General features: G+C 63.3%; 19 protein-coding genes. 3 read left to right on the top strand and 16 right to left on the bottom strand.

The window, feature by feature from the left end:
• Positions 1-176 precede the first annotated feature (176 nt).
• The 8 genes from accD to asd all read right to left on the bottom strand — a co-directional run bounded on the left by accD (position 177) and on the right by asd (position 9,443).
• On the bottom strand, positions 177-1,049 hold the full coding sequence (gene accD, locus A3AC_RS0123895) for an acetyl-CoA carboxylase, carboxyltransferase subunit beta (protein WP_025601991.1): 873 nt from the start codon (positions 1,047-1,049) through the stop codon (positions 177-179).
• 79 nt (positions 1,050-1,128) lie between these two features.
• Positions 1,129-1,941, bottom strand: a complete 813-nt coding sequence (gene trpA, locus A3AC_RS0123890; protein WP_025601990.1) for a tryptophan synthase subunit alpha — start codon at positions 1,939-1,941, stop codon at positions 1,129-1,131.
• Between the two features lie 42 nt (positions 1,942-1,983).
• Complete coding sequence (locus tag A3AC_RS0123885) at positions 1,984-2,895, bottom strand: DNA-methyltransferase (RefSeq protein WP_025601989.1); 912 nt, start codon at positions 2,893-2,895, stop codon at positions 1,984-1,986.
• Between the two features lie 11 nt (positions 2,896-2,906).
• The gene (gene trpB, locus A3AC_RS0123880; protein WP_025601988.1) at positions 2,907-4,100 is read right to left on the bottom strand and encodes a tryptophan synthase subunit beta; all 1,194 of its coding nucleotides are present in this window, start codon (positions 4,098-4,100) and stop codon (positions 2,907-2,909) included.
• A gap of 54 nt (positions 4,101-4,154) precedes the next feature.
• Positions 4,155-4,901 (bottom strand): phosphoribosylanthranilate isomerase, encoded by a 747-nt coding sequence (locus A3AC_RS0123875; protein ID WP_025601987.1) that lies wholly within the window; start codon positions 4,899-4,901, stop codon positions 4,155-4,157.
• Complete coding sequence (gene truA / locus A3AC_RS0123870) at positions 4,877-5,689, bottom strand: tRNA pseudouridine(38-40) synthase TruA (RefSeq protein ID WP_025601986.1); 813 nt, start codon at positions 5,687-5,689, stop codon at positions 4,877-4,879. Before truA ends, A3AC_RS0123875 begins: the two co-directional genes overlap by 25 nt.
• On the bottom strand, positions 5,686-8,181 hold the full coding sequence (locus A3AC_RS0123865; protein ID WP_025601985.1) for a FimV/HubP family polar landmark protein: 2,496 nt from the start codon (positions 8,179-8,181) through the stop codon (positions 5,686-5,688). Before A3AC_RS0123865 ends, truA begins: the two co-directional genes overlap by 4 nt.
• Positions 8,182-8,321: 140 nt before the next feature.
• Complete coding sequence (asd, locus tag A3AC_RS0123860; protein ID WP_025601984.1) at positions 8,322-9,443, bottom strand: aspartate-semialdehyde dehydrogenase; 1,122 nt, start codon at positions 9,441-9,443, stop codon at positions 8,322-8,324.
• Here asd and A3AC_RS30550 point away from each other — a divergent pair.
• Positions 9,390-9,794, top strand: a complete 405-nt coding sequence (locus tag A3AC_RS30550; protein WP_198018033.1) for a hypothetical protein — start codon at positions 9,390-9,392, stop codon at positions 9,792-9,794. The two genes, asd and A3AC_RS30550, sit on opposite strands and share 54 nt — an antisense overlap.
• Positions 9,795-9,834: 40 nt before the next feature.
• On the opposite strand, the gene leuB is transcribed toward A3AC_RS30550, so the two are convergent.
• The 4 genes from leuB to leuC all read right to left on the bottom strand — a co-directional run bounded on the left by leuB (position 9,835) and on the right by leuC (position 13,253).
• Complete coding sequence (leuB, locus tag A3AC_RS0123850; RefSeq protein WP_025601983.1) at positions 9,835-10,902, bottom strand: 3-isopropylmalate dehydrogenase; 1,068 nt, start codon at positions 10,900-10,902, stop codon at positions 9,835-9,837.
• A 37-nt stretch (positions 10,903-10,939) separates the two neighbouring features.
• On the bottom strand, positions 10,940-11,593 hold the full coding sequence (leuD, locus tag A3AC_RS0123845) for a 3-isopropylmalate dehydratase small subunit (protein WP_025601982.1): 654 nt from the start codon (positions 11,591-11,593) through the stop codon (positions 10,940-10,942).
• 86 nt (positions 11,594-11,679) lie between these two features.
• Positions 11,680-11,838 (bottom strand): entericidin A/B family lipoprotein, encoded by a 159-nt coding sequence (locus A3AC_RS0123840; RefSeq protein WP_013342061.1) that lies wholly within the window; start codon positions 11,836-11,838, stop codon positions 11,680-11,682.
• Positions 11,839-11,843: 5 nt separating this feature from the next.
• Positions 11,844-13,253, bottom strand: a complete 1,410-nt coding sequence (gene leuC / locus A3AC_RS0123835; protein WP_025601981.1) for a 3-isopropylmalate dehydratase large subunit — start codon at positions 13,251-13,253, stop codon at positions 11,844-11,846.
• A 317-nt stretch (positions 13,254-13,570) separates the two neighbouring features.
• Between leuC and A3AC_RS0123830 the strand changes: the two genes are divergently transcribed.
• Positions 13,571-13,822 carry a GlsB/YeaQ/YmgE family stress response membrane protein gene (locus tag A3AC_RS0123830; protein WP_025601980.1) on the top strand — a complete coding sequence of 84 codons (252 nt, stop codon included), beginning with the start codon at positions 13,571-13,573 and terminating at the stop codon, positions 13,820-13,822.
• A 59-nt stretch (positions 13,823-13,881) separates the two neighbouring features.
• Here the strand turns inward: A3AC_RS0123830 and A3AC_RS0123825 are convergent, their stop codons facing one another.
• On the bottom strand, positions 13,882-15,132 hold the full coding sequence (locus A3AC_RS0123825) for a DUF1479 domain-containing protein (protein ID WP_025601979.1): 1,251 nt from the start codon (positions 15,130-15,132) through the stop codon (positions 13,882-13,884).
• 161 nt (positions 15,133-15,293) lie between these two features.
• Between A3AC_RS0123825 and A3AC_RS0123820 the strand changes: the two genes are divergently transcribed.
• Entirely contained in the window at positions 15,294-16,394 is a 1,101-nt protein-coding gene (locus tag A3AC_RS0123820; protein ID WP_025601978.1) for a helix-turn-helix domain-containing protein, read from the top strand.
• Positions 16,395-16,560: 166 nt separating this feature from the next.
• Here the strand turns inward: A3AC_RS0123820 and gltA are convergent, their stop codons facing one another.
• The 3 genes from gltA to A3AC_RS0123805 form a co-directional block, all read right to left on the bottom strand.
• Positions 16,561-17,862 carry a citrate synthase gene (gene gltA, locus A3AC_RS0123815; RefSeq protein WP_025601977.1) on the bottom strand — a complete coding sequence of 434 codons (1,302 nt, stop codon included), beginning with the start codon at positions 17,860-17,862 and terminating at the stop codon, positions 16,561-16,563.
• Positions 17,863-17,934: 72 nt separating this feature from the next.
• Positions 17,935-18,207, bottom strand: a complete 273-nt coding sequence (locus A3AC_RS0123810; protein WP_025601976.1) for an FAD assembly factor SdhE — start codon at positions 18,205-18,207, stop codon at positions 17,935-17,937.
• 83 nt (positions 18,208-18,290) lie between these two features.
• A partial coding sequence (locus A3AC_RS0123805; RefSeq protein WP_025601975.1) for a succinate dehydrogenase iron-sulfur subunit occupies positions 18,291-18,746 on the bottom strand: 456 nt, incomplete at its 5' end.

The following is an 18,746-nucleotide window of genomic DNA, read 5'->3' as shown; positions in this document are numbered from 1 at the left end:
GTGATTATCCCGGAAATGACAGCGCGCCGCTTGATTGCTCATGCGGCGCGCTATTTTTGTGCAAGTTTTCGGACGCTGACGGCGCATGGCCCATGCGCCGCCATGGGGAATTCGACGGCAACTGCCCGCAAAGGGCAGCACAGACCCACATGCCGGCACACCCAGCACTTCGCCGCTCAGGCGACGGCGTCCGCCGGCTGGTGGCTCAGGAGCGCCATCAATTGAGCGAGCTCTTCTCGCAGCTTGCGACGGTCCACGATCATGTCGATCGCACCCTTCGTCAGCAGGAACTCGGCGCGCTGGAAGCCTTCCGGCAGCTTTTCGCGCACGGTTTGTTCGATCACGCGCGGGCCGGCAAAGCCGATCAGCGCCTTGGGTTCCGCGATCACCACGTCGCCGAGGAACGCGAAACTCGCCGACACGCCGCCCATGGTCGGATCGGTCAGCACGGAGATGAACGGCAGCTTGGCCTCGGCGAGCTTGGTCAGCATCGCGGTGGTTTTCGCCATTTGCATCAGCGAAAGCAGGCTTTCCTGCATGCGCGCGCCGCCCGAAGCGGTAAAGCAGATAAACGGCACTTTCTGCTCGAGCGCATTCTGCGCGCCGCGGGCAAAGCGCTCGCCGACCACAGAGCCCATCGAGCCGCCCATGAACGAGAACTCGAAACACGCCACCACGACCGGCAACGTGTGGATCGCGCCGCCCATGACGACCATGGCGTCGGTTTCGTCAGTGTCGTCCATTGCCTCTTTCAGGCGGTCCGGGTACTTGCGGCTGTCCTTGAACTTGAGCGCGTCGACCGGGACGATTTCCTGGCCGATCTCATAGCGGCCTTCCGGATCCAGCAGGCTGTCCAGCCGTTCGCGCGCGCCGATGCGCATGTGGTGGTCGCACTTCGGGCACACGTGGAGATTGGCCTCGACGTCGTTGCGATACAGCACGGCTTCGCACGACGGGCACTTGATCCACAGGCCTTCCGGAATCCCCTTGCGGCTCTTCGGGTCGGTTTGTTTGATTTTTGGCGGCAGCAGCTTATCGAGCCAGCTCATATTGAATCCTTCTGGGGTCAACGGTTGCGCAAACGGCGGGATGAACCCGCCGCTCGCACTACAGACGACAAAATGACTGTTATCGGGCAGTCGCGACGCTGTCGAGCGCCTCGCGCACCTCGGCGACGAAACGCGTGAGCGTCTCCGCGGCTGTTTCCGGGGCCGCCTGCTCGAGCAATTGCACGATACGGCTGCCGATCACGACGGCGTCGGAAACTTCGGCCACAAGACGCGCCGTTTCGGCGTCACGAATACCAAAACCGACGCCCACCGGCAGCGGCACGCGCGACTTGATCGCCGGGATTTTACTCGCGATGCTGGAAACGTCCAGATTTGCCGCGCCGGTCACGCCTTTTAGAGACACGTAATAGACATAACCACTCGCGATCTTGCCGACTTCGGCGATGCGCTCGTCGGTCGACGTGGGCGCCAGCAGAAAGATCGGATCGATCCCGGCGGAACGCATTTTTTCCGCGAAGTTAGCGCATTCTTCCGGTGGGTAGTCGACCACCAGCACGCCGTCTACGCCGGCTTCCTTCGCCGCCTTCGCGAAGGCTTCCGTGCCCATGCGTTCGATCGGATTGGCGTAGCCCATCAGCACGACGGGCGTTGTGTCGTTGGTTTCGCGGAACCGCTTGACGTCTGCGATCACGTGACGCAGCGACACGCCATGCGCCAAGGCGCGCTCGGACGATTGCTGGATCACCGGGCCGTCGGCCATCGGGTCCGAAAACGGCACGCCGAGTTCGATGACGTCCGCGCCGCCCGCGGCCAGCGCGTGCATGAATTCGACCGTGCGGGCCGGGTCCGGGTCGCCGGCCGTCATGAAAGGAATCAGGCCTTTTTTGCCCTGCTCGGACAGCGCTGCGAATGTGTTTTTGATACGGGACATGGAGTTGTTCTCGATTGAGCTACTGCGCGGGCGCGTGGCGCGTCATTGCACTTCGGTTTGCCGTTGCGCTCCCGCTTTGGCAGGCGCACGCCCGGCGGTCGCGGCAGCAGCGGCGCTGACGCGTTCCCGCGCTATCGCGCAGTAACTTTCATTGATCTCATAGCCGACGAATTCGCGCTGCTGACGGGCGCAAGCGACTGCGGTGGTGCCGCTGCCCATGAAAGGGTCGAGCACGCGACCGCCCTTCGGACAACTGGCCAGCACCATTCGCTCGACAATCTCCAAAGGCTTTTGCGTGGGGTGATCGACGCGCTCGGCATGTTGCCGGTGCAGCCTCGATACAGACCAGACATCCTTCGGATTATAGCCAAGCTCCAGCCACTTGCTGCCTTCGAACAATTTACGCGAACGCGCCTTCTTCGTGGCGGCATCGTACGGGATGCGGACGGGATCGAGGTCGAAGTAATAATCCTTCGACACCGCGAAAAAGCCGATGTTGTCATGCACCGAGGTGAACCGGCGCGTCGTTCCGCCCATGCTCGGCACACGCCGGTCCCAGATGATCTCGTTGATCATCACGAGCTTCGTCTTCAGGAAGCAGAAGATTTCCGGCGCGTATTGCCAGGTGCAGAAAATATAGAGCGAGCCTGACGGCTTGAGCTTCGGAATGGCAAGCTCGAGCCAACCACGCGTCCAGGCGAGGAAGTCGTCGCCAGTACGCATGTCGGAGTCGTTGCCGTAATCCTTTCCGAGCCCATACGGCGGGTCGCAGAGGATCAGGTCGATCGATCCGTCGGGAATATTCGCTACATCAGTCAGAAAATCGCGGTTCAACAACTGGATGCCCGCGGGCACCTGCGGCAACAGCAGCGCAGGCGCCTCGCGCACCAGAAGTTCGCCAGCCGGCGGCGTTTCGGTCGTCGTCGGCTGGGGCTCGTCGTACTCGTCGCGCATCGCGGCGGCGCTCAGAACTGAATGCCCGATCGCTCCGCGACCGTGTGCATGTCCTTGTCGCCGCGGCCGGAGAGATTCACCAACAGGTGCCTGTCCTTAGCCAGCGTCGGCGCGAGCTTCGTTGCGTAAGCCAGCGCATGGCTTGATTCCAGCGCCGGAATGATGCCCTCGATGCGGCAGCAGTCGTGGAACGCCTTGAGCGCTTCTTCGTCGGTAATGCCGACGTATTGCGCGCGGTTGGACTCTTTTAGCCACGCGTGCTCGGGTCCTACGCCCGGATAGTCGAGACCCGCCGACACCGAATGCGTCTCGATGATCTGACCGTTCTCGTCCTGCAGCAGATACGTGCGGTTGCCATGCAACACCCCCGGACTGCCGCCGATCAACGACGCCGCGTGCCGGCCCGACTCGATGCCGTCGCCGGCCGCTTCCACGCCGATCAATTGCACAGAAGTATCATCGATGTACGGATAAAAGATGCCCATTGCGTTCGAACCACCGCCAACGCACGCAATCACCGCGTCTGGCTGGCGCCCGATCAGTTCCGGCATCTGGACCTTGCACTCGTCGCCGATCACGCGCTGGAAGTCGCGCACCATCATCGGATAAGGGTGCGGCCCAGCCACCGTGCCGATGATGTAGAACGTGTTTTCCACGTTTGTCACCCAGTCGCGCATGGCCTCGTTCAGCGCGTCTTTCAGCGTGCGCGAGCCCGACTCGACGGGCACAACGGTGGCACCGAGCAGTTTCATCCGGTACACATTCGCCGCCTGGCGACGCACGTCTTCCGCGCCCATGTAGACCACGCATTCCATACCGAAACGCGCCGCGATCGTCGCGGTGGCCACGCCGTGTTGCCCCGCGCCGGTTTCCGCGATCACGCGCGGTTTGCCCATGCGCTTGGCCAGCAGCGCCTGGCCGATCACGTTATTGATCTTGTGCGCGCCGGTGTGATTCAGATCTTCGCGCTTGAGAAAAATCTGCGCGCCGCCGAGCATGTCGCTCCAGCGCTGCGCGTGATAAATAGGCGAAGGCCGACCTACGAAGTACTTCAGCTCGCGCTCGTACTCGGCGATGAATTCAGGGTCTTTCTGGAATTTTTCGTAGGAAGTACGCAGCTCGTCAAGTGCGTGAACCAGCGTTTCAGCGACGAACACGCCGCCAAACTGGCCGAAATGGCCTCTTTCGTCAGGCAAGTTATACATGAGGATCACTCTTTCGTGGCGTGCGGCGCGCTGATGAGGCGCCGCACCGCGGAATCATCCGGCATCCGCCGCGCGCACCGCGCGTACGAATGCCGCCATCCGGGCGTGATCTTTCACGCCCTTGGCGCCCGGCACTTCGATGCCGCTCGAGACATCGACCGCGTACGGGCGCACGCGATGGATCGCATCACTGACGTTTTGCGCGTTCAACCCACCACTCAAAACGGCCCGACGCGCGAGCTCTGCTGGAATAAGTGACCAATCGAAAACCTTCCCGCCGCCGCCATAGCCTTCGACATGCGTGTCGAACAGAAAGCCATTGGCGCCTGAATAGTTGAGAGCCGATTTTACCAAATCGGCCGACTGAGTATCCGCCGCAACGCGTAACGCACGCAACCAAGGCAAACCCGCAATGCCGGCGAGCGATTCGCACTGGTCCGCGGTTTCGTCGCCGTGAAACTGCAACAGCGAAAGCCCGACGTTGCTGACCACTTCCCGCACCCAGTCCGGCGACGGGTTCACGAACAAGCCGACCACCGACACGAAAGGCGGCACATCCTGCACCAGTTCGACCGCCTGCGCGACGCTGACCGAACGCGGACTCGGCGGATAGAACACGAGGCCGATGGCGTCGGCACCAAGGTCGATCGCGTAATTTACGTCGGCCGCTCTGGACAGACCGCACAGCTTGATCCGCGTGCGCCGGGGCACGGCTTGCTGGCCGCCGGTATCCGATGCGGTTGCCGGGTTTTCAGTCGCGAGAATATCAGTCGAACTCATGTTTGTGCCTGCTCGTTCCATACGGTGCTCCACGGCACGCTGCCCGTCTGCGGCGCGGGCACGGCGAAGTGCTCAGGATAGCCCACCTGCGCGAGATACAGCCCATCCGGCATGAAGGTCGGCGCGGCCCATTCCCGGTCGCGGCTCGCGAGGACCTCGGCCATCCACTCGACCGGGCGACGCCCCTTGCCGATGTAGACAAGGCATCCCATCAGGTTGCGCACCATGTGATGCAGGAACGCGTTTGCCCTGAAACGGAAATGTACGAAGTCGCCGTGTTGCTGAATGTCGATCTGATACAGATGCTTGACCGGCGTTTTCGACTGGCATTGCGACGAGCGGAACGCCGAAAAGTCGTGTTCGCCGATCAAATGCGCCGCTGCTGCGCGCATTGCGTCGATATCCAGCGACGCGTGGACCCAACCCGCGCGCGCCGCGAGCATCGGCGAACGAACCGGATGCACGTACAGCACGTAGTAATAAGTGCGCTCGAATGCGGAAAACCGCGCGTGAAACGCTTCGGGCATCGGCTTGGCCCACTGCACCGAAATTGTCTTCGGCAAAAACGAATTCGTGCCGCGAACCCATGAAATATCGGCCCGCTCGAGTTCGGTGTCGAAATGCACGACCTGGCCGAGGCCGTGCACGCCCGTGTCCGTCCGCCCGGCGACCACCGTGTGCACAGGCGTGCGCGCAAACTCGCGCAGCGCCCGTTCGAGCTCATCCTGAACCGTGTTGCCATGCGGCTGCGACTGCCACCCGCAGAACGCCGACCCGTCGTACTGAACGCCTAGCGCAATCCGCTTCACGACAACGGAGCGAGGGTCGAGAGCAGCGCGCGGGCGTCGCTGCGCGTGGCCGGATCGTTGGCTTCGATCACTTCGTTGATGAGCGTGCGCGCGCCGGCCAGATCACCCAGTTCGATGTATTCGGCGGCAAGATCCAGCTTGTTTCGCGCGATGCGGGCAAGGTCCGCCGGCGTGAACGCGGGCAGCGGCTGCGTCGGGCTGGGCGGCAGTTCCAGGTCGAAGTCGAGCTTTAGCGCGCCGAATCCCGCCGTGCCCAGACTGCCGGCGCCCAAGCCTGCTACCGCGCCGCGGCCGGCGGTGCCCGCGGTGATCTCGTCGGCGGCATGCGGCGCTTCTTCGGAGTCGGGCGGCGGGGGAACAGCTTGCCGCGCAGTCGCTTCAGGTGACGCGACGGGTTGGCTGCTCAGCGATTCCGGTGCGCGCACGGCTTCGGCGCCCGACCCGACGCGCGGCGGCAACGGCATGTCCAGACTGCCAAACGCATCGACGGCGTCGCGCGGGAATTCTGCCGATGCGGGGGTCTGTGGAAGCGAAGGCTCCATCGGCTCCGGCGGCAGCGGTTCGTCGTCCCATTCCAGGCGATGTGACAACGGTTCCGGCTCCCACGCCTCATTCAACGGTTCGAGCGGCGCCCGCGGCAAAGCGTCGGCGCCCAGTTCGGCGGCGGCGTCGAGGCTCGCGGCTGTCGTTGCGTTCAGCAGGTTCTCGCGGTGCTCTTCCGTCGCCGCTTCGGTTTGCTCGAAGGCAGCGGGTTGTTGCGGCGAGCCCGGTTCGGCGGTCAGATGCGCATGGGGCGACGTGGCGGCCGCCGACGGCTCATGAAGCGCGCGTTGTTGTACGGTGGCCCAGTCGTCGGCCATCTCGTGCGGCGTCTCTCGAGTTGCATCTTCCGGTGACGGCTCGCGCGCTGTCACGTCTGGCGAAGCGGGCTCCTGCTCCGACGCGAGTCCGGCTTGGCGCGATGCTGCCTGGTCTGCCGCGGCTTGCTCTGCGGCGGATTCTTCGGTGAGGCTGGTGCTCACTGCTGCCTCTTCCGCCGCCGTTCTTTCAGCCAGTAGGCGCTCCGCTTGGGCGCCGTGTGCAGCCTCATCGGTGGCCACGCGCTGTGCAACTTCGCGTTCCGAGGCGCTTGTCGGGGCGGCCTGCTCTTGCGCTTCGCGCGCCTGCGCCTCACGCGCGGCCGCCGTACGCATCTCGGCTTCGCGCTCTGCCGCGACGCGCTCCGCCATTTCGCGTGCCGCGGCGTCGCCTTCAGCCGCTTCGCGTTCGGCAGCGGCTGCCGTGGCTGCATGCTGCGCGGCAGCCGCTCCAAGGTCGGCCTCGTGTTCTTCGGGGCTGACCATCTCGCCGCGAGCAGCAACGGAAGCCGCCGGCTCGACGCCATCCGCCTCCACTGCCTTCTCCGACGCGTCCGCTTGCCGCGCCTCGGCCAACCGCTCGCGCTTGCGCCGGCCCATCCGCAGAGCAGTCAAAAGCACCACCAGCGCGGCGCCCACCGCGGCGCCCACCGCGAGGTTCGTCTGCGAAATGCCGGGCTCGCTCGACGTCGACATAGCGGCGCCTGCATGACCAGGCACGACAGCCGCGGCGGATGCGCCCGGCACCGGTTGCGTACCGCTCGCCGAAGGAGCGGCCGGCGCCGCCGGCGCCCCGCCGATGCCATGTTTCTGCAACTCCATCAGCACGCGATTCTTCAACGCCAGCAGTTGCTGCAAGCTCGACACTTGCGCGCGCGGCTGCGAGGCGCCCGTCGCGGCGACGGCTTCGCTCGCTGACGGCTGGACGGATCCCGACCACACATGCGTGCCGCTTGCGGCGGAGGGCGCCTCGGCGCCAGCGGCAGGCGCCGAGGAAACAGCGCCGCCGGAAACAGCCGAACTTGCGTCCGTCGCCGCACTGGCCGGAGTTTGAGCCGCAGGTACGGCCGGCGCTGCAGCTTGCGTCGCAGGACTTTCCGCGCCTGTCGCGCTCGCAACCGCTGCATTGCTTTGCGTGGCGCCGCTCGCGGCCGCCACGACTGACGCATTCGACGACGAACCGCTGCCAGCCGTCGGCACCGAAGCTGAAGCTGCTGCGGAAGTCCCTGCCGCCACCGCGCCCGACGCGTCGAGCGGCGGCACGGTCAGCACCGCTCCGAGGCGCATGCGGCTCGGATCGTGGCCCATGAACGCGTTCGGATTCGCGTCGAACAAGGCGCGGGCCGCGCGTGCAAGCGTGGCCCGGTCGTGCGATTGGGTGACGGCAATCGCCACGTCGTTCAGCGACTGACCCGGCTTGACCGTATATTGGCCACCGGTCGAGTAAGACGCAGATGCGGCCGCGGGCGCAGATGCCGCAGCGGCGCCGGGCGCGCTTGCGGCGTCGACGGGCGCGGCCATTGCGCTACCAAGACCTGCGCCCGTCAGCAAGAACGCCAAAGCGGCTGCGGCCGCCAGGCGGCAAACATCTGGGCGCGCAAGCATGGCCCGAAGGGAAGAGAGTCGAAGATTCATCGGGACTCCTGGCGCGTCAGCGCGCGGCCCTTTTTTGCGGTTATAAAGAGACAAGATAATCGGAGCACACAAATGAAAAAAGCGCCGCGCAAGCGCGACGCTTCTTGAGTTTTCTACGCGTCGTGAGCGCGTAGTTTACTTTACTTGTCGAGCACAATGCGAAGCATGCGGCGCAGCGGTTCGGCCGCGCCCCACAGCAGTTGATCGCCGACCGTAAATGCCGACAGATATTCGCCGCCCATCGCCAGCTTGCGGACGCGGCCGACCGGCACCGTCAGCGTTCCGGTCACGACTGCCGGTGACAGATCGCGCATCGACGCTTCGCGTTCGTTCGGCACGACCTTGACCCAGTCGTTGCCCGAAGCGAGGATGCTGTTGACTTCGTCGAGCGGCACGTCCTTGTTCAGCTTGATGGTGAGCGCCTGCGAGTGGCAGCGCATTGCGCCGATCCGCACGCACAGGCCGTCCACAGGAATGGAACCGGGCGTGCCCATGGCCGGCTTGCCGAGAATCTTGTTGGTTTCGGCGCCGCCCTTCCACTCTTCCTTCGACATGCCGTTGCCGAGATCCTTGTCGATCCACGGAATGAGCGAGCCCGCGAGCGGCACGCCGAAGTGGTCGGTCGGCATGCTGTCGCTGCTCATGGCTTCAAGCACGCGGCGGTCGATATCGAGAATCGCCGAAGCCGGGTCCGCGAGTTCGTTCTTCACCGCGCCGTGCAGCGTGCCCATTTGCGAGAGCAACTCGCGCATGTTCTGCGCGCCCGCGCCCGAGGCGGCCTGGTACGTCATGGCCGTCATCCACTCGACGAGGTTTTCGCGGAACAGGCCGCCGAGCGCCATCAGCATCAGGCTAACCGTGCAATTGCCGCCGATGAAATTCTTCTGCCCCTTGACCAGTGCGTTCTTGATCACGTCCAGGTTGACGGGATCGAGAATGATGACCGCGTCGTCTTTCATGCGCAGCGCCGAAGCCGCGTCGATCCAGTAGCCGTTCCAGCCGGCCGCGCGCAGCTTGGGGAACACTTCGTTCGTGTAATCGCCACCCTGGCAGGAGATGATTGCTTCGCACTTCTTCAGGTCTTCGATGCTTGTCGCATCTTTGAGCTTGGTCTCGTTCTTGGCGAACGACGGCGCGTTGCCGCCCGCGTTGCTGGTGCTGAAAAACACCGGTTCGATCAAGTCGAAATCGCCTTCCTGCTGCATACGTTGCATCAGGACGCTGCCGACCATGCCGCGCCAACCTACGAGACCTACATTCATGACTTCATACCCTTCGAGTGGAAACTTCCCCGCATCTTTGCCCGCAGTGACCGCGCGGGGAAGATGAGCGGGCACGACGGACGATCAGCGTTTCGTGATCGTTTTCGGGGTAATCGTTTTAATCAGCGCTTTGGTGGTAATGGCGAGCTCAACCACACGGGCCGTTTTGCCGTGCAGTTTCGAAATCGTGGAGATTTGAGCCATTTGTGCCATCGCTACAATATACACGAAAACCGGAATCCGGCGACGTCGTTGTCCGTCGCTGTCGTCAGCATTGCGCGCGAATCGGCCTTTTTTGGGCCGATTCGCGTATTAAAGACCGTTTTAACGATCCGAGTGGCGCTGGCTTGAGCGCGCAGCGCGCGCCGCTTCAGCCGAGCGCCGGCCGCTTTTACAGTGCCGCGACAACTGCGTCGCCCATTGCGACCGTGCCGACCTGCTTGCAGCCGGGCGTCAGGATGTCGCCGGTGCGGTAGCCTTGTTCCAGCACTTTCTTCACTGCGTTTTCAATGCGGTCTGCCTGCTCGGCCTTGTTCAGCGAGTAGCGCAGCATCATGGCGGCCGACAGAATCGTGGCCAGCGGGTTCGCCACGCCCTTGCCGGCGATGTCCGGCGCCGAACCGTGCGACGGCTCGTACAAGCCCTTGTTGTTCTTGTCGAGCGACGCGGACGGCAGCATGCCGATCGAGCCCGTGAGCATGGCGGCTTCGTCGGACAGAATGTCGCCGAACATGTTGCCGGTCACGATCACGTCGAACGACTTCGGCGCCTTCACCAGCTGCATGGCGGCGTTGTCCACGTACATGTGCGACAACTCGACATCCGCATATTCCTTCGAGACGTCGATCATCACGTCTTTCCAGAACTGCGAGGTTTCGAGCACGTTGGCTTTATCCACCGAAGTGAGCTTCTTGCCGCGCTTTTGCGCCGCCTGGAAGGCGACGTGCGCAATGCGGCGCACTTCGGGCTCCGAATAACGCATCGTGTCGAAGCCTTCTTTCGAGCCGGCGAACAGGCCGTCCGGCGCTTCACGCACGCCGCGCGGCGCGCCGAAGTAGATGTCGCCGTTCAGCTCGCGCACGATGAGAATGTCGAGGCCGGAAACGATCTCTTCCTTCAGCGACGAAGCGCCCGTCAGTTGCGGATAGCAGATTGCCGGACGGAAGTTCGCGAATAGTTGCAGATGCTTGCGCAGGCCCAGAATGGCCTGCTCCGGGCGCAGCGCACGTTCCAGCTTGTCGTACTTCCAGTCGCCCACAGCGCCGAACAGGATCGCGTCGGCTTCCTTCGCGAGCGCCAGCGTGGAGTCGGGCAGCGGGTGACCTTTCGCTTCGTAGCCCGCGCCGCCAACCGGCGCTTCTTCGAGTTCGAACTTTTCGCCGAGCACGTTCAGAACCTTGACGGCCTCTTTGACGATTTCGGGGCCGATGCCGTCGCCCGGCAACACTGCGATCTTCATGCGAATTCCTTAGTGATTTTCTTCGGGACTTTCGGTCTTATCCGACGATGCGGTGAGCCAGCCACGGCTGCTTCGCAATGCGCTCGGCTTCGAACTGGCGAATCTTGTCCGCGTGACGCAGCGTGAGGCCGATGTCGTCGAAACCGTTCAGCAGGCAGTATTTGCGGAACGCTGCGACTTCGAACGGATACTCGGTCGCGCCGTCCGACGTGCGCACGACTTGCGCTTCAAGGTCGATGGTCAGCTGGAAACCGTTGAACGCATACGTCTCGTTGAACAGATGATCGACCTGCTGTTCGGTCAGCACGATCGGCAGCAGGCCGTTCTTGAAGCAGTTGTTATAGAAAATGTCGGCAAAACTCGGCGCGATGATCGCGCGGAAGCCGTATTGCTGAAGCGCCCACGGCGCATGTTCGCGCGAGCTGCCGCAGCCGAAATTCTTGCGCGCGAGCAGCACCGAAGCGCCCTGATAACGCGGCTGGTTCAGCACGAAATCCGGATTCAGCGGACGCTTCGAATTGTCCTGGCCCGGCTCGCCGTGGTCCAGGTAACGCCATTCGTCGAATGCGTTCGGACCGAAACCGGTGCGCTTGATCGACTTCAGGAATTGCTTGGGAATAATCGCGTCCGTGTCGACGTTTTCGCGATCGAGCGGCGCCACGACGCCGGTGTGTACGATGAATTTATCCATGACGCTTGCGCCTGTTTCAGGACCGGGCGATGCGCGTGGCGGCAGGAAGGCCGCGCGCCGCATCGCCGGCAAAAATCAAAAACCGGTTATTTCTCAGCGTGATTGCTGATCGAATTGCCGAGGTGCGACATGTCCTGCCCAAATCCGTGCACCGTGTTGCAGCCGGTGAGACCGAGCAGCAACCCAGCCAGAGCACCGAGCGCGAAGCGACGCAGTAGAGTAGTGCGATTCATGTTGTTCATCATGCGATTTATCCCAGCTTGCGAATATCGACAAAATGCCCTTCGATGGCCGCGGCTGCGGCCATGGCGGGGCTCACGAGATGGGTGCGGCCACCGGCGCCCTGACGACCTTCGAAATTACGATTCGACGTGGACGCGCAACGCTCGCCCGGCTCCAGCCGGTCGGCGTTCATGGCGAGACACATCGAGCAGCCTGGCTCACGCCATTCGAAACCGGCTTCCGTGAACACCTTGTCGAGGCCTTCACGCTCGGCCTGCGCTTTCACGAGACCCGAGCCCGGCACGACCATGGCGAGGCGAATGTTCGGCGCGACGCGGCGGCCCAGTTTCTTCACGACGTACGCTGCGGCGCGAATGTCTTCAATGCGCGCGTTGGTACACGACCCAATGAAGATTTTATCCGGCTTGATCGACTCGATCGGCGCGTTCGGTTCCAGCGCCATGTATTTGAGCGCACGTTCCATCGCATCGCGCTTGACCGGATCTTTTTCGCGCTCGGGATCGGGCACGCGGCCGTTAACCGCTGTGACCATTTCCGGCGACGTGCCCCAGGTGACCTGCGGGACGATTTCCGCCGCGTTCAGTTCGACCACGCGGTCGAAATAGGCGCCTTCGTCGGACTTGAACTGCTTCCAGTACTCCACGGCGACGTCCCACTCCGCGCCTTCCGGCGAGAACGGACGGCCCTTCAGATATTCGATCGTGGTGTCGTCCACGGCGACCATGCCGGCGCGCGCGCCCGCCTCGATCGCCATGTTGCACACGGTCATGCGGCCTTCCATGGAGAGCGCGCGAATCGTCGAGCCGCCGAACTCCATCGCGTAGCCGGTGCCGCCCGCGGTGCCGATCTTGCCGATGATCGCGAGCACGATGTCTTTCGCCGTGCAGCCGCGGGGCAGTGCGCCTTCAACCTTCACCAGCATGTTCTTGCTCTTTTTCTGCAAGAGCGTTTGGGTGGCCAGCACGTGCTCCACTTCAGAAGTGCCGATGCCGTGCGCGAGCGCGCCGAACGCGCCGTGCGTGGAGGTATGCGAGTCGCCGCAGACAATCGTCATGCCGGGCAGCGTGGCGCCCTGCTCCGGCCCGATGATATGCACGATGCCCTGGCGCAGGTCGTTCATCTTGAACTGCGTGATGCCGTACGCGTCGCAGTTCGAGTCCAGCGTGTCGACCTGCAGCTTCGAAACCGGATCGGCGATGCCGTGGCTGCGGTCGGTGGTCGGCACGTTGTGGTCCGACACGGCCAGGTTGGCGCTGATGCGCCACACCGGACGCTCAGCCAGCTTCAGACCTTCGAACGCCTGGGGGCTGGTGACTTCGTGCAGCAGGTGACGGTCGATATAGAGAATCGTCGTGCCGTCTTCTTCCGTGTGGATCACGTGCGTGTTCCACAATTTGTCGTAGAGAGTCTGTGCCATGGTATGCGGGGTAGTAATGACTGCGGGCTGACTGTGTCGATCGATTATGCCACGCGAAGTCACGCCGTGGGCCGCCCCGCCATCCAAAAAAGCGATAAAAAACAGTGAGTTGGGTGGTAGTGACGATACCTGTATCGGCGGCACCCGGCAAGCTGCTGGCAACGGCGCAGTTGTTGGGAGGAGCGCCTGCTGCACACACAGGCGCGACTCTTGCAGCCGGTTCCGCGTTCAGCGCGTATGCTCCCAAAAGCATCGCGGCAGGAACGGTAGCGGATAGTAGTGAAGACAGTAACACTCACACTCTTTCGGAGGTCTGCATGCTTTCCTTCATTGGTACGGTGATCGTAGGGCTGATCGTGGGACTGATCGCGCGGGCAGTGAAGCCCGGCGACGACCGCATGGGTCTCATCATGACCATCATTCTCGGCATTGCCGGCTCGCTGATCGCGGGCTATGTCGGGCGGGCGCTCGGCTGGTACCAGCCAGGCCAGGCGGCGGGCTGGATCGCGTCGGTAATTGGCGCGATCGTGCTGCTTTTGATCTACGGCATGGTGCGCCGGCGGACCTGATTGCGCCGCGTTGACGGCAATGGATGAGGCGGGCTGGCCCCCGCCTCGCCTGCGATGATTCAGCGCGACAGCTCGAACCCGAGTTGCGTGCGGCCGAGCGCCGTCAGATCGTTTTCCTGCGCGCGACCGGCGAAGTCCGTCTCGAAGTGGTCGGCGGGAAAATCGGGCGGGCTTTCGCCGCGCAAAAAGCTCGGCAACTGACGCCTCAGATACGCTTCATTTTTCGCGCACCAAGGCGCCGACGCGATATACATCACGTTGCTGTAGCCCTTGCCGCGATGCGTGTCCTCGACCGAATGCACTACGTCGCTGTGCCAGAACACTGCGTCGCCCGGCTGCATATGCGGGATCGGCATGACGGCTTCCAGCAGCAGGCTGTGGCACTCAGCGTTGATCGACAGGGCGCGCGCGGCTTGGGCGCCGCACAGTTCATCGTCGGGGACGTCGTCCTGGAGCGCGCGCAGAATCACGTAAGCCATGACGTTCGCGATTGGAATCAGTTGCAAAGTGCCGTCGCCCGGGCCTTGCGGCGTCAGCGCGGTCCAGCCCTGGAAAGTGCGGAACATCGAGCAGACGGCCGGCGACGGAATTTCCTGCACATCCGGCCGATAAGCCGCGTCGAACGGCTCGTATGCGCGCCAGTTGCCTGACAGCACATGCCGATAGACCTTCTGGAAGTTCGGATCGAGCCAGCGCTCGACCGAGCCGCCATCCACGTGAGGCGATAAACCCAGCGACTCCGAACCCGGCGGCCGTCGACGAATCCGGTCCGCATACACCGGCACGCGCTCGGGATCGAAATGCCGCCGGCCTTCACTCTCCGACTTCCACAGACGATTGAGGAACACCCGCGTGTTCGTCAGTTCTTCCGACTGGCGCGCGGCTGTCTGCGGCTTCGACCAGTAGATGCCGTAAATCTGCGGCTTGCTTGACGACAGATTGCCGAAATACCTGTCTTCCGCGCGGTGCGCGAGCTTGGCGTCCAGATCGTTGCGCCGCAGGTAATCGGCGATTTCGTCGTTCCAGTCGCTTGCCTGCTGCCGGTCGAAAACACCGCGCACGACGCACGCGCCCCGCGTTCTGATGCTTGCGATGGTCGCCGGATCGACGCTGCCGGACGCCACCGACGCATAGTCGAACACGGGAATCGCCTCGCGCCCCTGTGCGCGGTCGCGGTGAATCGCGTCGATCTGCTGACGGATCGCGCCTTCGACTTCGCCGAAGACTTGCTTGTACTTCGGCAGCGCGGCTCGCAGCGCACGCTTGGTGCTGCGAATCGCCTCCGGAATATTGTCGATGACGAGCGGCATGGTTTGTCTCCGTGTGATGGTCTGTGTAGTGCTGTGCTTCTCGCAGATTAAGGATGTTCGACCCTCGCGAAGCATGCTTTACTGCCAGATACCGATACAATTCGGACATTCGCCGCTGCTTCTGTTCGCGCGGCCGGCTTGCCCGCCTCAAAACGTCTGCCGTGAAACCTCAATACGAACGCGTCACCATTCCCGAGGGCTGCTCGATCCGCGTCTACCATCGGCAGCTCGCGCAGATTCCGTTCGAGTGGCATCACCACCCCGAATACGAACTCACGCTGACCATGAACAGCCGCGGCCGCCGTTTCATCGGCGATCACATTGCGGACTACAGCGGCGACGATCTCGTGCTCGTGCCGCCGGACATGCCGCATACGTGGGCGTCGACCGAGCCGATCGACGCAAGCGCGCCACAGGTGGCGATCGTCGTGTGGTTCAGCGGCGACTGGGCACGGCGTATCGCGGACTGCTGCCCTGAGTTCGCGTCGCTGCGCATACTGCTGCGACGCGGCGCGCCGGGGCTGCGGTTCTCCAGCGAGGCCGCGGCCTTGATGCGTGAGCGCATGGCGGCGTTGCTCGACGCTTCGCCGCGCGTGCGGCTTGGCGCCGTGCTCGACGTGCTGGCGCAACTCGCGGAAGCCGATTCGGAGCCGTTGGCGTCGCCGGCTGCGCATAGCCGCGCGGCGAAGGTAGGCGGTGCGTCGGCGCAGCGCTCAGGGCTAGCCGCGGGGCTTAACCAGTTCGTCGATGGCGACGATTCGGCTGGGTCCGCATCCCGAGCTGCACGGCAAAAAACCGGCGGCACTGCCGCGATGCCAGGCGGCAGCGCATCCGAGGCTGAGCGTCTGAGCCGCGTGCTCGATCTGCTCGACCGGCGCTTTCACGAGCCGCTGCGCATCGCCGAACTGTGCGAGGTCGCCAACCTGTCCGAACGTTCGCTGCACCGGTACTTCATGCGGCATCTCGGCGAAAGCGTGGGACGCTATCTGAGCCGGCTGCGGATCGGCTACGCGACGCGTCAACTGACGGACACGACGTGGCCCGTCGCACTGATCGCCGCGAAGGCCGGCTTTCCCAATCTCGCGAATTTCAATCGACAGTTTCTCGCCGCGCGCGGCATGACGCCGAGCGCGTACCGCCGGTTCTTTGAGACGCACGGCCGCGCGCCGAAAGATGCAGCGGCGGCGCCGCAGGATCTGCAGATGCGTCCGCCTTCGCTTGAAAAGTCGGGAAGGCGCTCACGACGCGTGCCACCAGCGTGAAACGCTTTGCGTGACTAACGGCTGGCGGCCCGCCATGCACCACCGGGCCGCCAAAAGGGAAACGCCCCAACGGTTGTACCCGTTGGGGCGTTTCAGATTCAAGCCTTGAAGTCGACCTCAGCCCGCAGCAGACAGGCGACTACAGACGAGGAAGACCGAAACCCGATCAGCGTTGCGCGATGGGCTTTGCTTCACGCGGCGTGTCGCCGATGAACAGCTGACGCGGACGGCCAATCTTCTGTTCGGGATCGGCGATCATTTCGTTCCACTGCGCAATCCAGCCGACCGTACGCGCCATCGCGAAGATACACGTGAACATGGACGTCGGGATGCCCAGTGCGCGCTGCACGATGCCCGAGTAAAAGTCGACGTTCGGATACAGCTTGCGCGACACGAAGTACTCGTCTTCCAGCGCGATCTTTTCCAGTGCCATGGCCAGCTTGAACAGCGGGTCGTCGTGCAGGCCCAGCTCTTCCAGCACTTCGTGGCAGGTTTCGCGCATCAGCTTCGCGCGCGGATCGTAGTTCTTGTAGACGCGGTGACCGAAGCCCATCAGCTTCACGCCCGAGTTCTTGTCCTTCACCTGCTTGATGAACTCAGGAATGTTGTCGACCGAGCCGATTTCTTCCAGCATGTTCAGCGCGGCTTCGTTGGCGCCGCCGTGCGCCGGGCCCCACAGACACGCGATACCGGCTGCGATACACGCAAACGGATTTGCGCCCGACGAACCGGCGAGACGCACGGTCGAAGTCGACGCATTCTGTTCGTGGTCCGCGTGCAGGATCAGGATGCGGTCGAGCGCGCGCACCAGCACGTCGTTGACCTTGTAGTCCTCGCACGGGTTCGAGAACATCATGTGCATGAAGTTCGCGCTGTACGACAGGTTGTTGCGCGGATACGCAAACGGCTGGCCGATGCTGTACTTGTACGCCATCGCGACCAGCGTCGGCAGCTTCGCGATCATGCGGATGGCCGACACTTCACGGTGACGCGGATTGTTGATGTCGAGCGAGTCGTGATAGAACGCCGACAGCGCGCCGACTGCGGCAACCAGAATCGCCATCGGGTGCGCGTCGCGACGGAAACCGCGGAAGAAGAAGTGCATTTGCTCATGCACCATCGTGTGGTTCGTGACGGTCTTCACGAACTCCGCCTTCTGCTGCACGTTGGGCAGTTCGCCCTTCAGCAGCAGGTAGCAGGTTTCCAGGAAGTCCGCGTTTTCCGCGAGGTTGTCGATCGCGTAGCCGCGGTACAGCAACTCGCCCTTATCGCCGTCGATGTACGTAATCGCCGAATTGCACGCCGCCGTCGACATGAAGCCAGGGTCGTACGTGAACTTGCCAGTCTGGCCGTACAGTTTGCGGATGTCGATCACGTCCGGGCCGAGAGTGCCCTTGTAAATCGGCATTTCAACGCTCGGCGAATTGTCGCTGAACGATAGCGTGGCTTTAACATCTGACGGGGTCATAGCACATCCTCAATCGAAGAATGGAAACGGGGTTTCGATAATTGCACGCCTGGAACAACGCACTTGCGGCGCTCAAGCGTTGCGCAGCAGCTCCAGGACCCGGACCACATCCGGGTCGGCAAGCTCGCCTTCAGGTTCCTTGCGCGCGAGAAGCAAGTCCATCAGGTCGTTATCGCTCAGCTCGAGCAGGCGCGTAAGTGCGCCCACGTCGGCATCGCTGAGGTCATGCTCATATCGGCTGAAGAAACGTTCGAAGATCAGATCGTTTTCCAGCAGGCCTCGCCGGGCGCGCCAGCGAAGACGCGCGCGGCGGAGAGGGTCGGACTGATGCGATGCATCGTTCATGTCAATACTTGCCAGGTCGCTCCGAAGCGTACCGGCCGCCCCGCGAGGGCAGCGAACGACACGAAGCGTGGGGGTTATTCATTTTAAACCGTGCGGCGCACCATCAATTCCTTGATCTTGCCGATCGCCTTGGTCGGATTCAATCCCTTCGGGCAGACGTCGACGCAGTTCATGATGGTGTGGCAGCGGAACAGCCGGTACGGGTCTTCCAGGTTATCGAGCCGCTCGCCAGTCGCCTGGTCGCGGCTGTCCGCGATGAAGCGGTACGCCTGCAGCAGACCCGCCGGGCCCACGAACTTGTCCGGATTCCACCAGAAGCTCGGGCACGACGTCGAGCAGCTCGCGCACAGGATGCACTCGTACAGGCCGTCCAGTTCGTCGCGCTCTTCCGGCGACTGCAGACGCTCCTTCTCCGGCGGCGGCGTGTCGTTGATCAGGTACGGCCTGATCGAGTGGTACTGGTTGAAGAACTGCGTGAAGTCGCAGATCAGGTCGCGCACCACCGGCAGCCCCGGCAGCGGACGCAGCACGATCTTCTG

The organism is Burkholderia sp. WSM2230, assembly GCF_000472445.1.
Classification (GTDB): Bacteria; Pseudomonadota; Gammaproteobacteria; order Burkholderiales; family Burkholderiaceae; genus Paraburkholderia.
The sequence above is the reverse complement of the archived record's forward strand: the minus strand, read 5'-3'. Positions and strand labels throughout refer to the sequence as shown.